The organism is Polaromonas sp. (assembly GCF_013817205.1).
Taxonomy (GTDB): domain Bacteria; phylum Pseudomonadota; class Gammaproteobacteria; order Burkholderiales; family Burkholderiaceae_C; genus Polaromonas.
Map to the genome: position 1 here is coordinate 1 of NZ_JACDDD010000040.1, position 14,058 is coordinate 14,058.

Below are 14,058 nucleotides of genomic sequence, written 5' to 3' on the forward strand. Positions count from 1 at the left end.
GAGGCAAACTACTACCGGCAACTCGCCAGTCAAGCCTCCACGGTGGAGGCATGACTTAAACCAAACAGCCTCCATGAAACCCGGGGCGATTCAGTTTACGCTTTGCTGGATCGCATCCAAGCCGCGATGCCCATGGCCCAGTACAGCGTCACCCAAGTGGACTTGGCCGTGTCTATGGTGGTCGAAGCCGACCGGCCACCCAAAATCGTGAATATCCACATCACCTATCCCAACTCCTGCTCACTCAAATATGACGAGGTCGGGTTGAAGCTGCGCGACATGCTCAGCGCCTCTGGCATCGAGCCCCGCGAGCCGGTTGACTTGGCCACGCCCGACGCCGCCACACCTATGGCACCTGCACTGGTGGAATGACGCCCCAAGCCGCCTTGATCGAGTTGCTGGGCCGCGTAGGCGCGCGCAATGGCGCGGCAACTTTAGTCAGCACGGAAGACTTGAACCAATGGCCTGCAGCAGCTGTGGCAGCCTTGAAGTCGCAAGGTCTGCTTTTGAAAGCACGCCCAGCCCAAAGCGTAGTTTGCCCCGGCTGCGAGCAGGAATGCAGCATGCCCGTGCACACGGTGTCGCGAGCGAACGCCCCCTCCACATCGTTCGTTGTGTGTAACAAGCGCAGCGACATCAACCGCGTGGCGATCCCACCCGCACGGCTAGCGCAATGGCGCTGCGATGGGCAAATGGTCTGCAACTTTGTAGCTACCAGTCTCGGTCTGATGCAAACCACCGTACAACCTTCTGAGGCCGATTTGTTACCCGTTGGTATGGCGCGTGGCATCAAACGCACCCAAATGCTGTGCCTGCGCGTGCAGGGCCACATGACGCTGGTGGTGGGCGCGGCGGTGTTGCCGCTGGCGGATGTCATCCGCTTTGAGGATGGCAACTTCACGCTGGATGCCGCAGCCATTCACCAATTGGTGGATGCAACTACTACCGCAGACCCTCGCCATACGCCCAGCACCGTTAAGCGCGAAGCCCGCAAGCTCGCCACCCAGGCCATGTACGCAGCATGGCAAAAGGAATACCGGGCACTAAAAAAACGCCGCCCCGGTGAGTCCGACGTTTGGTATTCGCAGCAGATCGCCAAGACCACCATTGCCAAAGACCGCGATGCCAGCACCATCAAAAAACACATGCTGGCCTGAGGGCCACGCAGCCCCCGCTTCAAGCCGCCTTCAAATACATGTCGATATGCATCGACGTATAGGGGCACAGCACACCGCCGCCTTCGGTGCGCTCCAGCAGGCCCAGCTCAGCCAGAATGCCCACATCCTCGTGCACACGCTTGACATCGCGGCCCACCCCACGCGCCAGCTCGCGCACCGATAGTTCACCCTTGCCCTGCGCTGCCCGCACAATCTCCCAACGTTTCTCAGACAGTTGGCCAAAGAAGTGGCCGGCGCTCTCAAAGTTCAGCACCTCGCCCTGGTAGGTGGCGGCAGTAGCCGCCTTACCTGCGGCACGCAGCGCGCCCCTCCAGTCGGGTTGCAAAGTAATCGTCAAAAATCGTTCGCTCATAGTGCTCTCCTGGCGGCAACTGCCGCAATAAAGTCTTCCACCAACTGCTCCACACTGACAAAGGTGTAGGGCACCTCGGTGCCATCCAAATGGCAGTGGTCGCCCTTTCCGCGCTCATTGTCAAAGCCCACCACCCGCACGCCATTCGCCGCATACACGGCGCGGTACTTGTAGCCGTGCTCGGTGGGCGGCACCGGCGCGGGCACTTTCCACACCACCAGTTCCAGAATCGCCCCGTCGGGCGTGATGTTCTTGAAACGGGTAATCAGTTCGGCTGGCATGTTGGCAATTATGCCAACAACCTAAAGATTTTGCAAAGAAAGTTGGGCGGAAAGTTTTCGCCCAGTTTTCTCCTATGGCAAAGCCCTGTTCTGCCCTGTTCTGTGGCTACAAAGCCCACCTCCCCTCTGAAAACAACTTTCTGCATGCAGCCAGGTGGGCCTTTTATCGCCCAAAACGCCCAAACAAACTTGCGTCTGAGTTTGTTCCATACCCGTCAAAGAGGACCCAACATGACGCACACCATCCTGCGAATCCCGGCTGCCAAATCCCAATCTGGCTACTCCCGCTCCACCATCTACCTGCGCATTGCGCAAGGACTGTGGACCAAGCCCGTCAGCTTGGGGCCACGCGCCGTTGGCTGGCCAGCGAGTGAGATTGAGTCATTAAATGCCGCGCGCATCTCTGGCAAGAACGACACCGAAATTCGTGAGCTGGTTCAGTCGCTCCACGCGAAGCGCAAAGAGCTGATGGCAGTTTTGGGGCTGTAGCCATGAAAGGAGCATTTAACGCCCTCGCCTATTGGCTGGTTCAGTCCGCGCCTTATGCCGTTGCATTCCTGTTGTCCCTTGTGCCGCGAGGTTGTGTATGAATGATATGACCAACTTAACCGATCGCGGCCAGCCATCAGCCGCCAAAAATCTCGCAACTTCAGACAACTCTCGCAACTGCGCAGAGCAAAACGAGGCGCAGGTTGAACCACCAGCTCCAACAGAGCCGCCAAAACTGCCGCTGGCATTCACGGTGATCACCAGCATCAAGCCAACCCGACTGACCAAAATCATTGGCATCAACGCTACGGGCGGTATGCGCAAGGAGACGTCTGCCATGCTCAGCGAGGGTCATGCAAAGCGTGTGGAAGCCGCCGATCTGCACAAGCTCAAGGCCCAGTTGGACGCTTTGACCTGGGCGCAAGCGGTTACTTGGGGTGTCACCAAAGCGGATTCCGTAGCGGTCTGCACCCAGGCGGATACCGAGGCGCAACAGGCAGGTGCCATCGCCCGCTCCCGCGACAACTTCAAGTTTCGGGCCGCTCCGGGTGTGATGATGTTGGACCACGACGGTTTGCCCGGCGGCGAACTTTCGCCGCTCCAGTTTCGTGACCGTTTAATTGCAGCCGCACCGGCACTGGCCGGTTCCCCCATGCTCTGGCGGCCCAGTGCGTCGGCCGGTTGTGTGTCTCCAGACAGCGGCATTTTGTCTGGCCTGACCCGACACCGCCTGTACATCCCCGTGGTAGATGCCACACTGATTCCCGAAGCGGGTAAAGCCTTGGAAGCACTACTGTGGGCCACACCGGGCGCGGGCTGGTGCGACATTGGTGTGGCGGGCCAACGCTTGCCGCGTTGCTTGGTCGATGTGTCCGTCTGGCAGCCAGAGCGGCTGGATTTTGCCGGACCATCGGTGTTGGTGGACGGCGTTACCCGCGCCGGGGTGGATGGTGTGATCTATGGCAACGCAGCGGCGCAATTCAACCTGCGCCTGCTCATCGACAGCGCCACGCCCTCGATCAAGAAGCAGGCTCAGGCCGGACAAAAGACGGCACGCGCGGCGGTAGCTGAAAAATGCGAGACCGCCCGGCGTAATTGGGTGTCGGACAAAGCCCCTGCGCTGGCGCAGCGCCGTGGCATCAAGCTGGCACAAGCCACCAACGTGCTGGAGCGCGCTGCGGTACACCAAGTGCTGATGGGCGACTTTGAGTTGACATGCGCCGACGGCCAGGTGGTAACCGTAGCGCAGCTTCTAGACAACCCTCACCGCTGGCACAACGCCCGGTTTGCCGACCCGCTAGACCCGGACGCTGACAAGCGCGTAGCCGTGGCCCGCCTGCTGAATGGGACCCGCCAGGACTTGTTTTCTCACCGGCACGGCGGTATGCGCTACGAGTTGCGCCGCCAATCGGCACGGGTTCAGTTGGGGCGGGGTATGCGGGTGGCGGTGCTCTATGGGCCGGGCAAATACTTCGCCTGCCGACGCTGTTGTGGGCTGGGCTATGCCAGTCAAAAAGAGGGGGTGGGTGACCGTTCCAGCCGTCAGGCCGACAAGCTGCGCAAACGCCTGGGCTGGGAAGCTGGCATTTTGAATGGTGATGGCGGCAAGCCCAAGGGTCTGCATTGGGCTACCTACCAGCGGCTCAAGGCCGAGCATGACCGGCGGGTGCAGATCAGCTTTCAAGACATCGGGCGCAAATTCGGGTTTCTTCACAAGTAACTCGAACCGTAAATCTGTTTCGCAAAATTGGGGTCTATCGGTACACCATCCCAATGACAGATCAGCCCCGACATAGTGCGACAACGATTGCATCTGACAAGTAAACCAGCGGTTACGCTGGCTTACAGGCCGTTCCGGCCTGTAAGCCAGCGTATTCATTGCGTGACCAGCTACTAACTTTGTAGCAAGTAAATCCGCAGGCGCGCTGACTGAGGGAGCCCCCTTGGGGGGCGGACGGGCAGTTCAGCGCGTAGCCAAGCCGCGCAGCGGCGAGGCCCACGGGCGGGCGGGGGCACACACCACATGACTGGCCGCAGGCCACTGACCGACAGCACAGCGCGCAGCGCCTAACTAATGCCAAGGTGCAGGCACACCCACAAGGGCGCGCAGACGGCGGCGTGTAGGGCGCGCCAGCGACCGGGAAGCGCCGACGGCTGTGCGACCCCCTCCAGCGAAGGCAATTTTGCATAAAGCCTGTTGCCTTCACCCGAAGGGCGCGGAGCGGTGGCCGCCACAAAAGGAGCTTGCGACTGACTGGCGGACACTGAGGGCAATGCGGCGTTATGTAACTTTGCCGTAGCGGGCAAGCAACACAACTGCCACGCACACCACGCGACAGCTTTGTGGAACCTGGGCATGGCGGTACTCCGCCGTGCCCACTGGCTGAGACTACAGAGCATAGAACGGGGTAAAGCGGTGATGTGCCGCTGCCACCAAGCGCAGCGACTGGCGGCGACACATGGCCGCGCTGCTGGCCGAAGCTGCGCGACAGCCTCGTGCTACCTGGCCATTGCGGTACTCCGCATTGGCCACTGACCAAAGCTACAGAGCCTCGAAAATGGAAAGCGGTGATGTTGGGTGCGTTGCCACCAGCGCAAAGCGCCATTTAGCGGGCAACGCGCCCGGCATGACCGCGCTAGTGGAGGTCGTCGCAACGCTGGCACGCCGAAGGATCGTCGCTCTCTGACGCATTCGCGGAAGCTGATCAAGCCCTTGCGCAGCACTATCTATATGCCAAATAGGCTGCTGGCCTTCGTAGAACGTGCGTAAGAAGCTATCAAATATGTAGCAACTAGAAATCGCGCTGACTATCTGAATAGCCGCGTCTTCATCGCGTCAATTCGTCAAAGCGGGGGGAATTTGCCCCAACTACCCCGGTTGGGACAACGGCCAAACTCATTCACAGCTTTCGTTGCGGTTGGGACAACGGTTGGGACAATGGAGCTTTCCGAAGCCACCAAGAAGAAAGGACCTAGCCCATTTCGAAGCTAAGTCCTTGATTCATATGGTCGGTGTGAAAGGATTCGAACCTTCGACCCCTTGCACCCCATGCAAGTGCGCTACCAGGCTGCGCCACACACCGTCTCAAGCCTCAAATTATAACGTGCTTCGCCTGCCCTTCAGTAGGCGGCACTCAGCAGATCACGGATTTCAAACAACTCCCGACGCACCAGTTGCAGCCGTTGCTGCGCTGCACTGCCGTCGGACAAATGGGCGATGTCCAGAACGCTGTCCATGGCACTGTCTTCGAAATCTGCCGAGTCACCGAAGTCGTCCAGGATGGAGTCACCGCCCTCCATCACATCCACGCCTTCAAGCATCACTTCGCCGTTGCGGCGCTTGTCGCGCTCGGTCTGCACGATTTCCTGGAGCTTGTTGCGCGCGCCGCTGATGGTGAAGCCCTGGTCGTAAAGCAAATCCCGTATGCGCCGGATCATCAGCACCTCATGATGCTGGTAGTAGCGTCGGTTGCCACGCCTCTTCATCGGGCGCAGCTGCGTGAACTCTTGCTCCCAATAACGGAGCACGTGAGGTTTGACGCCACACAAATCGCTGACCTCACCGATGGTGAAGTAACGTTTGGCGGGAATGGGGGGGAGAGTTTTCTCCAATTAAATCAATGCGCTAAGCGTTAAAGCTACAAATCTACTCTAAGTCCTGGCCAAGCGCAAATAGTTACATTCAGATCGGCAAGATGTGTTGTTTAGGACCCATCCGGATTGGTCCCAACAGCACAAAGCTTCGCAGATGCAGCCAGCACCGGGAACTGTGCGTCCGAACTTCTGGGTTTACTCGCCCGGCACCATCAGGGCGTCGCCCGCGCCCGCGGGCTGGCCCTGTATGTGTTCCTTGAGCTTGTGGCTGGCATGGAAAGTCACGACACGGCGTGCCTGAATGGGAATGGATTCGCCGGTGCGGGGGTTGCGCCCGGGACGCGGCGCCTTGGTGCGAATCTGGAAATTGCCGAATCCTGAAATTTTCACGTCATTGCCATCGACGAGGCTATCGGAAATCAGGTCAAAAAAGGCATCGATCATGTCTTTGGATTCGCGCTTGTTCAATCCGATCTGTTCAAACAGCAATTCGGCCAGATGGGCTTTGGTGAGCGCGGGGCTTTCTAGACTCTCAACGGAAAATTCCACGCTGCTCTCCTCGCTGATAGCTGTTGTTGTTGGAGCCTTCAGGCACGCAAGCGCGCCTGCACCCGGGCCTCAAGACTGGCCAGCACGGCCTGGGTCACCGCCTCGATTTGTTCGTCGGTCAGTGTAGCGTCGCCGCCGCCCAGCACCAAGCGCACTGCCAGGCTTTTTTCGCCGAGCTGCATGGCGGTGTTCCCCTGTTGCGGACGGTACACATCGAACAGGGTAGCCGACTGAAGCAGACCACCGGTGTCGGCGCCATGGATAGCTGCCATCAGGTCGGCGTGTGTCACCGCTTCCGCCACGATCACGGCGATGTCGCGCTCAACCGGCTGCAGCTTGCTCACAGGCTGGAACACGGGTACGGGTCGCTGCAACAGGGCGTCAAGATCGAGTTCGAAGAGCATGGGTGCCTGCGCCAGCTCATACACCTGCCTCCACTGCGGATGCAACTCGCCGATAAAACCAATGCCTTGCCCGGCGATGCTCACGCTGGCACAACGGCCGGGGTGCATGGCGGGATGGCTGGCGGGCGTGAACACTGGCTGCAGCGGCGCCAGCAGCGCCTGCACGTCACCCTTGAGGTCAAAGAAGTCCACGCCCTTCTCGGGCAGGCTCCATTGCGGGCCCTCGCGCGGGCCATACGCCAGGCCGGCCACTCGCATTGGCTGGGCAAAGCCGGCCACAGTGGTGTCGGTGTTCAGGCTGGACGAATCGCGCAAAAACACACGGCCCAGTTCAAACACGTTGATACGCGCGGCCTTGCGGTCCAGGTTGAATTTCAGCACCTGCAGCAGCGAACCGAGCAGGGACGAGCGCATCACGCTCATCTGGCTGGCAATGGGATTGAGCAGCTTGATCGGGTTGGGGTTGCCGACGAGTTCATGCTCCCAGCGTTCCTCGACAAAACTGAAGTTGATGGTTTCCTGGTAGCCCAGGCCCGCCAGCGCACGGCGCACGGCAAATGCGCTGCGCTGCGACTCCGGCCGGATGCGCGCGGTGATGGGCGCCAACGGCGGTGTGGCTGGCAATTGCTGGTAACCGACCAGACGCACCACTTCCTCGATCAGGTCTTCCTCGATTTGCAAGTCAAACCGATAGCTGGGCGGCACCACCGTCAGCGTGCCCTCGCCTTCGGTGACAGCCAACCCCAAACGCTGAAACGCGCCGGAACACTGTGCCTGGGTCAACGGCATGCCGATGACTTTGGCAGCGCGCGCTACACGCAGCGTGACAGGTTGGGCCTTTGGAAGATTCGCCTGGATATCGTCGATGGGGCCGCAAATCGTCTCTGGCGTGCCGCAGATTTCCAGGATCAATTGCGTGATGCGTTCAATGTGTTCCACCGTCTGGCCGGGATCAACGCCGCGTTCGAAACGATGACCGGCATCGGTTGAAAAGTTGTAGCGGCGCGAACGTCCGGCAATCGCCTTGGGCCACCAGAAGGCGGCCTCGACGTAAATATTTTCGGTCGCATCCGACACCGCAGTGGCGTCGCCCCCCATGATGCCGGCCAGCGACTCGACCTGCTCGCCGTCGGCGATCACGCCCACTTTTTCATCCACCGTCACGGTGTTGCCGTTGAGCAGCTTGAGCGATTCGCCTACCTTGCCCCAGCGCACATCGAGGCCACCATGGATCTTGTCAAGATCGAAAATATGCGAAGGCCGGCCCAGCTCGAACATCACGTAGTTGGAAATATCCACCAGCGCGGTGACGCTGCGCTGCCCGCAACGTGCCAGCCGATCCACCATCCAGGACGGCGTGGCTGCTTTGGTGTTGACCTTGCGAACGATGCGCCCGGAAAAACGGCCGCACAGGTCCGGTGCGCTGATGGTCACGGGGAGTTTGTCTGTGCCCGAAACCGCTGCCGGCGGGAAATGCGGGGCTTTCAGCGGGGCACCGGTCAGGGCGGCGACTTCCCGGGCCACCCCGTACAGACTCAGACAATGCGCCAGGTTGGGCGTGAGCTTGAGAGTGAACAGGGTGTCATCAAGGTTCAGGTGCGCACGGATGTCCTGGCCGACCTTTGCGTCAGCCGCGAGTTCGAGCAGCCCACCATGATCTTCGGACAGCTTGAGCTCCCGGGCGGAACACAGCATGCCGTGGCTCTCGACGCCGCGCAGCTTGCCGACCTTGATCAGAAAGGGTTTGCCGTCCTCGTCGGGGGGCAGCTCGGCACCGACCAGCGCACAGGGCACCTTGACGCCGACACGCGCATTCGGCGCGCCGCAGACGATGTTGAGCAAGGCGCCCTGCCCGACGTCCACCTGACACACACGCAGTCGGTCAGCGTCGGGGTGCTGACCCGCTTCACGGATCTCGCCGACGACAATTTTGCTGAAAGGCGGTGCGACCGGCTTGAGTTCTTCGACCTCCAGGCCAGCCATGGTCAGGGTCTCGGCCAGGGCCTCGGTGCTCAGCGGCGGGTTGCAGAATTCGCGCAACCAGGATTCAGGAAATTGCATGGTGTGGTCAGGCTTGGTGGGTTACTGGAACTGCGACAGAAAACGCAGGTCGCCGTCGAAGAACAGCCTCAAGTCGTTGACGCCGTAACGCAGCATGGTCAGCCGGTCTGGCCCCATGCCAAAGGCAAAGCCGATGTAGTGCTCGGGGTCCAGGCCCATGTTGCGCACCACGTTGGGATGCACCTGGCCCGAGCCTGCCACCTCCAGCCAGCGGCCGGCGAGCGGACCGGTCTGAAACTGGATGTCAATCTCGGCGCTGGGCTCGGTGAACGGGAAAAAGCTGGGGCGAAAGCGCAGTACCAGGTCGTCGCTCTCGAAAAAGGTCCTGCAGAAGTCGGTGAACACCACCTTCAGGTCCTTAAAACTCACGTTCTCGCCTATCCACAGGCCTTCGCACTGGTGGAACATCGGCGAATGCGTGGCATCACTGTCGACGCGGTAGGTGCGACCCGGCGCGATCACGCGGATCTCGGGCATCACGCCACCGGAATCGATCTGCGCGCGGTGCTTCTTGACGTGCTGCACTGCATAACGGATCTGCATCGGGCTGGTATGAGTGCGCAGCAGGTTGGGGGCGGCCTCGGTGCCGCCCTCGACATAAAAAGTGTCGTGCATGGAACGTGCCGGATGATCCTCGGGCGTGTTCAGCGCGGTGAAGTTGAACCAGTCGGTTTCGATCTCGGGACCTTGCGCAACATCAAAACCCATGGAGCCGAAGATGGCCTCGATGCGCTCCAGCGTCAGCGACACCGGGTGCAGGCCTCCCTGGGGCCTCTGGCGGCCCGGCAGACTCACATCGAGCGCCTCGGCCTTGAGTTGTAGCTGCAACTCGGCGTCGGCCAGCGCCTGGCGGCGTGCGGTCAGCGCAGCCTCGATGGCCTGCTTGGCGAGGTTGATGGCGGCGCCGCGGGACTTTTTTTCGTCCATCGGCAAGGCCGCCAGGCCTTTCATCAGCTCCGTGACGCGCCCGGCCTTGCCCAGAAACCGGGCTTTTGCGTTTTCCAGGTCGGCGGGGGTACCCGCTTGCTCAAAACCGGCTTTGGCCGAATCCACCAGGGCATCGAGTTCGTTCATAAATTTCTTGTCAGTAGCGGGCCCACCGGCCTGCGGCTTTCGCGCACAGCCCGGCCAAAGAAAAAGGGCCAGAGCCTTTTCAAGCTCCAGCCCCCGTCTTTTGTGCGTATCCAGCTATTAAATTAATAGCTGACTACCTCAAAATCAAGCAGCAAGCTTGGCCTTGACCTGTTCCACAATCGCGCCAAAAGCGGCGCTGTCATGAATAGCCATGTCCGAGAGCACCTTGCGGTCGATCTCGATGCCGGCTTTTTTCAGACCGTTGGCGAACTGGCTGTAGGTCATGCCGAACGAACGGCTGGCGGCGTTGATACGCGCAATCCAGAGGCGGCGGAACACGCGCTTTTTGGTGCGGCGGTCACGGTAGGCATATTGCCCCGCCTTCATTACCGCTTCTTTGGCGACCCGGAAGACATTGCCGCGGCGGCCGCGGAAACCTTTTGCAAGGGCTAAAACTTTTTTGTGGCGGGCGCGAGCCGTTACACCACGTTTGACGCGAGGCATGTGAGTACTCCTTGTTCGTCGTTAATTAAATGCCCATGCCCGGCAGCATTTGCGCCATGTGACCCATGTTGGTCTCATGAACTGCAACTGCACCACGCAGGTGACGTTTGTTTTTGGTGGTCTTCTTGGTCAGAATGTGACGCTTGAAGGCTTGACCGCGCTTGACGGTGCCACCAGGACGAACGCGGAAACGCTTTTTGGCACCGCTTTTGGTCTTCATTTTGGGCATTGAATGCTCCTATTCATTTGTGCTCGTGAGGCGCTGCGAACCTTTACGCAGACTTGATGGCCCCGAGCCACTTGTCGTGGCGAATTTTAAATTCACCACGTTTGGAGAACAGGGTTAGCTGCTCTCGCCGGAGATACTTTCGCATCCCCTGAAGAACCTGCCGGTAACCACACCTGCAGGCTCAAATCTCTTCCGCGCCAGCGCCTCAGGCGCTTGTCGATGCAGCCGGTGCCGCTTCCGCGGGTGCCGCTGCGGGCTTGGGAGCCACCTTCTTCTTGCCCGGCGCGATCATCATGACCATCTGCCGGCCTTCGAGTTTGGGAAACTGCTCCACCACAATCAAATCAGCCAACTCGTCACGAATGCGCGCCAGCAGGGCCAGACCCAGTTCCTGGTGCGTGATCTCGCGACCGCGAAAACGCAAGGTGATCTTGCATTTGTCGCCCTCTTCCAAAAAGCGCTTGATGTTGCGCAATTTGATGTTGTAGTCCCCATCGTCGGTACCGGGCCGGAACTTGATTTCCTTGACCTCAATGACCTTCTGCTTGGACTTCGCTTCCGCCGCTTTTTTCTGCTCGGCGTACTTGAACTTGCCGTAATCCATCAACCGACACACCGGCGGAACCGCCGTGGGGGAGATTTCAACAAGGTCCACGTCCGCCTCACCTGCCAGGCGCAGGGCTTCCATGATGCTGACAACGCCCAAGGGCTCGTTGTCCGGCCCTGAGAGGCGTACTTCAGGGGCCATGATTTCACGGTTCAAGCGGTGCTTGCGTTCTTCACGGTGACGGCGGTCACGAAATTCAGTAGCGATGGTTGTAATCCTTCAAAACTTGCTATAAAAGCTATATCTGCTTGCGCCCGTCCAGCAAGGACGAAGGGCCGATTTGACTCACAAGAAGTCGGGAATCAGGCTTTTTGGGTAATGTCTGAGGCGATCGTCTGGACGAAGGCTTCGAGCGACATGACGCCAAGGTCTTTGTTACCCCGGGCGCGCACGGCAACCGCGCCGGCTTCCTTCTCCTTGTCGCCAACGACCAGGATGTAAGGCAGCTTTTGCATTGAGTGCTCGCGTATTTTATACGTAATTTTCTCGTTGCGCAGGTCAAGGTTGACCCTAAGCCCTTGATTTTGCAGCGTTTTAGCTATTTCGCGACAGTAATCGGCCTGTGCATCAGTGATATTGAGCACGGAAACCTGCACCGGCGCCAGCCAGGTGGGCAGCGCGCCGGCGTGTTCCTCAATCAAAATCCCGATGAAACGCTCCAGGCTGCCGACGATGGCGCGGTGCAGCATCACGGGGCGGTGCCGGGCACCGTCTTCGCCAACGTACTCGGCATCCAGACACCCCGGCATATTGGTGTCGATCTGTATCGTGCCACACTGCCATTCACGTCCAATGGCGTCTTTCAGGGTGTACTCAATCTTAGGGGCATAAAAAGCACCCTCCCCCGCAGCAATTTGAAAGTCGCAGCCAGAACGTCGCAAGCTTTCCATCAGCGCGAACTCGGTTCTATCCCAAAATTCATCAGTGCCGATTCGCTTTTCAGGGCGGGTTGCAACTTTGTAGATGATGTTGGTAAATCCAAAATCTTTATAGACTTTTTGAAGCAGGGACGTGAAGGCACTGCACTCATCCAGAATCTGGTCCTCAGTGCAAAAAATATGGCCATCGTCCTGCGTGAAGCCGCGCACCCGCATGATGCCGTGCAGCCCCCCCGATGGCTCGTTGCGGTGGCACTGACCGAACTCGCCGAAACGCAGTGGCAGATCGCGGTAGCTTTTAATGCCCTGCTTGAAGATCAAAATGTGGCCGGGGCAGTTCATCGGCTTGAGCGCGTACTCGCGCTTTTCCGACTCGGTCGTGAACATGTTGTCGCGGTACTTGTCCCAGTGACCGGTTTTTTCCCACAGTGTCTTGTCGATCACCTGTGGGCCCTTGACTTCCATGTAGCCGTTGTCCTGGTAAACCTTGCGCATGTACTGCTCGACGCCCTGCCAGACCGTCCAGCCCTTGGGGTGCCAAAAGACGAGTCCGGGTGCATGGTCGTCGATGTGAAACAGGTCGAGCTCGCGGCCCAGCTTGCGGTGGTCGCGCTTCTCGGCCTCTTCCAGCATGGTCAGGTACTGCTGCAACTCGTCCTTGGTAGCCCACGCTGTGCCGTACACGCGCTGCAGCATCTCGTTGTTGTGGTCGCCACGCCAGTAGGCGCCGGCCAATTTCATGAGCTTGAAGAACTTGAGCTTGCCGGTGCTGGGCACGTGCGGGCCGCGGCACAGATCTTCAAACTGGCCTTCGCGATAAAGCGACACGTCTTCATTGGCCGGAATGCTGGCAATGATCTCGGCCTTGTAGTGCTCGCCGATTTCCTTGAAGTAGGCCACCGCCTCATCACGCGGCAAGACGCGCCGCGTCACCGGCTCGTCTTTGGACGCCAGTTCGGCCATCTTCTTTTCAATAGCCGTCAGGTCGTCCGGCGTGAACGGGCGCTTGTACGAGAAGTCATAGAAAAACCCGTTCTCAATTACCGGGCCGATGGTGACCTGGGCGTCCGGAAACAGCTCCTTGACTGCGTAGGCCAGCAGGTGGGCGGTCGAATGGCGGATCATGTCCAGGCCTTCAGGGTCTTTCGCCGTGATGATGGACAAGGGGCTGTCGGCGGCGATCAGGTAGCTGGTATCCACCACCTTGCCGGCCACTTTGCCGCCCAAGGCCGCCTTGGCCAGGCCCGCGCCGATGGAGGCTGCAACTTCGGCCACCGTGACGGGCTGTGGAAACTCGCGGATGGAGGCGTCTGGAAGCGTTATCTTGATCATGATGGGTAGGCCCTGAAAATAAAAAAAGCGCGGTAACTGCCGCGCTTTGAACTGGGTTGGGTTGGAGGTTTGCTATTAATTCAGTAGCTATAAGTCACGCAGGGATGCGGCTGGCGCCCGGCGTGTCTCCAAACTGGAGGCGTGGTCGTAGTTCGCGGTGTCATAACCCGGACTATCCTTCCTGTTTCCAGCTTGATTGATTGCATCGGCATATTTTACGGCAGCTTTTGCAGGCCGGCTCAGGGTGCGCCTGGTGGGAGAAACGCCAGCCCCAGGCAACGCGGGCATTCGGTGATCACGATCTGCTTTTCAACCTCGAAATCCTCATTGATGTTTTCACTGTCAATGCGCAGTTCACCGGTGCCGTGGCAGTCCGGGTAAGGTGTGCGTTTGAATCCCCGGGTGGCATCGACCGGCATGACTTTCTCCTGCAGAGTTGGCGTGAATCAATCAGCCGCACTCTACGCGAAAACCGCTACATCCCCATGAAAAATGCCCGGCCGACGCGGGGGGCGTTGGCCGGGCA

General features: G+C 59.6%; 15 protein-coding genes and 1 tRNA gene. 4 read left to right on the forward strand and 12 right to left on the reverse strand.

Annotation, left to right across the window (positions count from 1 at the left end; all coding sequences use genetic code 11):
- Positions 1-102 precede the first annotated feature (102 nt).
- Complete coding sequence (locus H0W47_RS10810) at positions 103-372, forward strand: hypothetical protein (protein ID WP_296924152.1); 270 nt, start codon at positions 103-105, stop codon at positions 370-372.
- 191 nt (positions 373-563) lie between these two features.
- Complete coding sequence (locus H0W47_RS10815) at positions 564-1,157, forward strand: hypothetical protein (RefSeq protein ID WP_296924154.1); 594 nt, start codon at positions 564-566, stop codon at positions 1,155-1,157.
- A gap of 19 nt (positions 1,158-1,176) precedes the next feature.
- Here H0W47_RS10815 and H0W47_RS10820 read toward each other — a convergent pair whose 3' ends face one another.
- The gene (locus H0W47_RS10820; protein WP_296924156.1) at positions 1,177-1,530 is read right to left on the reverse strand and encodes a hypothetical protein; all 354 of its coding nucleotides are present in this window, start codon (positions 1,528-1,530) and stop codon (positions 1,177-1,179) included.
- Entirely contained in the window at positions 1,527-1,811 is a 285-nt protein-coding gene (locus H0W47_RS10825) for a DUF6516 family protein (protein ID WP_296924158.1), read from the reverse strand. The genes H0W47_RS10820 and H0W47_RS10825 overlap by 4 nt, the downstream gene beginning before the upstream one ends.
- A gap of 231 nt (positions 1,812-2,042) precedes the next feature.
- Between H0W47_RS10825 and H0W47_RS10830 the strand changes: the two genes are divergently transcribed.
- Together H0W47_RS10830 and H0W47_RS10835 are read left to right on the forward strand one after the other, a co-directional pair.
- Positions 2,043-2,300 (forward strand): AlpA family transcriptional regulator, encoded by a 258-nt coding sequence (locus H0W47_RS10830; protein WP_296924160.1) that lies wholly within the window; start codon positions 2,043-2,045, stop codon positions 2,298-2,300.
- A gap of 106 nt (positions 2,301-2,406) precedes the next feature.
- A complete protein-coding gene (locus tag H0W47_RS10835; RefSeq protein WP_296924162.1) occupies positions 2,407-4,020 on the forward strand; it encodes a hypothetical protein in 1,614 nt (537 codons plus the stop codon).
- 1,286 nt (positions 4,021-5,306) lie between these two features.
- On the opposite strand, the gene H0W47_RS10840 is transcribed toward H0W47_RS10835, so the two are convergent.
- The 10 genes from H0W47_RS10840 to H0W47_RS10885 form a co-directional block, all read right to left on the reverse strand.
- A tRNA-Pro gene (locus H0W47_RS10840) sits at positions 5,307-5,383 on the reverse strand.
- A gap of 37 nt (positions 5,384-5,420) precedes the next feature.
- Entirely contained in the window at positions 5,421-5,912 is a 492-nt protein-coding gene (locus H0W47_RS10845) for a MerR family transcriptional regulator (protein ID WP_296924164.1), read from the reverse strand.
- A 177-nt stretch (positions 5,913-6,089) separates the two neighbouring features.
- The gene (locus H0W47_RS10850; RefSeq protein WP_296924166.1) at positions 6,090-6,443 is read right to left on the reverse strand and encodes an integration host factor subunit alpha; all 354 of its coding nucleotides are present in this window, start codon (positions 6,441-6,443) and stop codon (positions 6,090-6,092) included.
- A gap of 38 nt (positions 6,444-6,481) precedes the next feature.
- On the reverse strand, positions 6,482-8,908 hold the full coding sequence (gene pheT, locus H0W47_RS10855; protein WP_296924167.1) for a phenylalanine--tRNA ligase subunit beta: 2,427 nt from the start codon (positions 8,906-8,908) through the stop codon (positions 6,482-6,484).
- A gap of 21 nt (positions 8,909-8,929) precedes the next feature.
- On the reverse strand, positions 8,930-9,982 hold the full coding sequence (gene pheS / locus H0W47_RS10860) for a phenylalanine--tRNA ligase subunit alpha (RefSeq protein ID WP_296924169.1): 1,053 nt from the start codon (positions 9,980-9,982) through the stop codon (positions 8,930-8,932).
- 144 nt (positions 9,983-10,126) lie between these two features.
- Positions 10,127-10,486 (reverse strand): 50S ribosomal protein L20, encoded by a 360-nt coding sequence (gene rplT / locus H0W47_RS10865; RefSeq protein WP_296924172.1) that lies wholly within the window; start codon positions 10,484-10,486, stop codon positions 10,127-10,129.
- Between the two features lie 25 nt (positions 10,487-10,511).
- Positions 10,512-10,715, reverse strand: coding sequence for a 50S ribosomal protein L35 (gene rpmI, locus H0W47_RS10870; protein WP_296924174.1), 204 nt, complete (start codon positions 10,713-10,715; stop codon positions 10,512-10,514).
- A 205-nt stretch (positions 10,716-10,920) separates the two neighbouring features.
- Positions 10,921-11,538, reverse strand: a complete 618-nt coding sequence (gene infC, locus H0W47_RS10875) for a translation initiation factor IF-3 (protein WP_296924215.1) — start codon at positions 11,536-11,538, stop codon at positions 10,921-10,923.
- An 86-nt stretch (positions 11,539-11,624) separates the two neighbouring features.
- Positions 11,625-13,532 (reverse strand): threonine--tRNA ligase, encoded by a 1,908-nt coding sequence (gene thrS, locus H0W47_RS10880; protein WP_296924176.1) that lies wholly within the window; start codon positions 13,530-13,532, stop codon positions 11,625-11,627.
- Positions 13,533-13,771: 239 nt separating this feature from the next.
- A complete protein-coding gene (locus tag H0W47_RS10885; protein WP_296924178.1) occupies positions 13,772-13,951 on the reverse strand; it encodes a hypothetical protein in 180 nt (59 codons plus the stop codon).
- Between the last annotated feature and the right edge of the window lie 107 nt (positions 13,952-14,058).

Coding starts and splice junctions, on each gene's coding strand:
- H0W47_RS10815 (WP_296924154.1), top strand. CDS start 564: ATGCCCGTGCACACGGTGTCGCGAGCGAACGCCCCCTCCACATCGTTC.
- rpmI (WP_296924174.1), bottom strand. CDS start 10,715: ATGCCCAAAATGAAGACCAAAAGCGGTGCCAAAAAGCGTTTCCGCGTT.
- H0W47_RS10820 (WP_296924156.1), bottom strand. CDS start 1,530: ATGAGCGAACGATTTTTGACGATTACTTTGCAACCCGACTGGAGGGGC.
- H0W47_RS10830 (WP_296924160.1), top strand. CDS start 2,043: ATGACGCACACCATCCTGCGAATCCCGGCTGCCAAATCCCAATCTGGC.
- H0W47_RS10825 (WP_296924158.1), bottom strand. CDS start 1,811: ATGCCAGCCGAACTGATTACCCGTTTCAAGAACATCACGCCCGACGGG.
- pheT (WP_296924167.1), bottom strand. CDS start 8,908: ATGCAATTTCCTGAATCCTGGTTGCGCGAATTCTGCAACCCGCCGCTG.
- thrS (WP_296924176.1), bottom strand. CDS start 13,532: ATGATCAAGATAACGCTTCCAGACGCCTCCATCCGCGAGTTTCCACAG.
- rplT (WP_296924172.1), bottom strand. CDS start 10,486: ATGCCTCGCGTCAAACGTGGTGTAACGGCTCGCGCCCGCCACAAAAAA.
- H0W47_RS10885 (WP_296924178.1), bottom strand. CDS start 13,951: ATGCCGGTCGATGCCACCCGGGGATTCAAACGCACACCTTACCCGGAC.
- H0W47_RS10835 (WP_296924162.1), top strand. CDS start 2,407: ATGACCAACTTAACCGATCGCGGCCAGCCATCAGCCGCCAAAAATCTC.
- pheS (WP_296924169.1), bottom strand. CDS start 9,982: ATGAACGAACTCGATGCCCTGGTGGATTCGGCCAAAGCCGGTTTTGAG.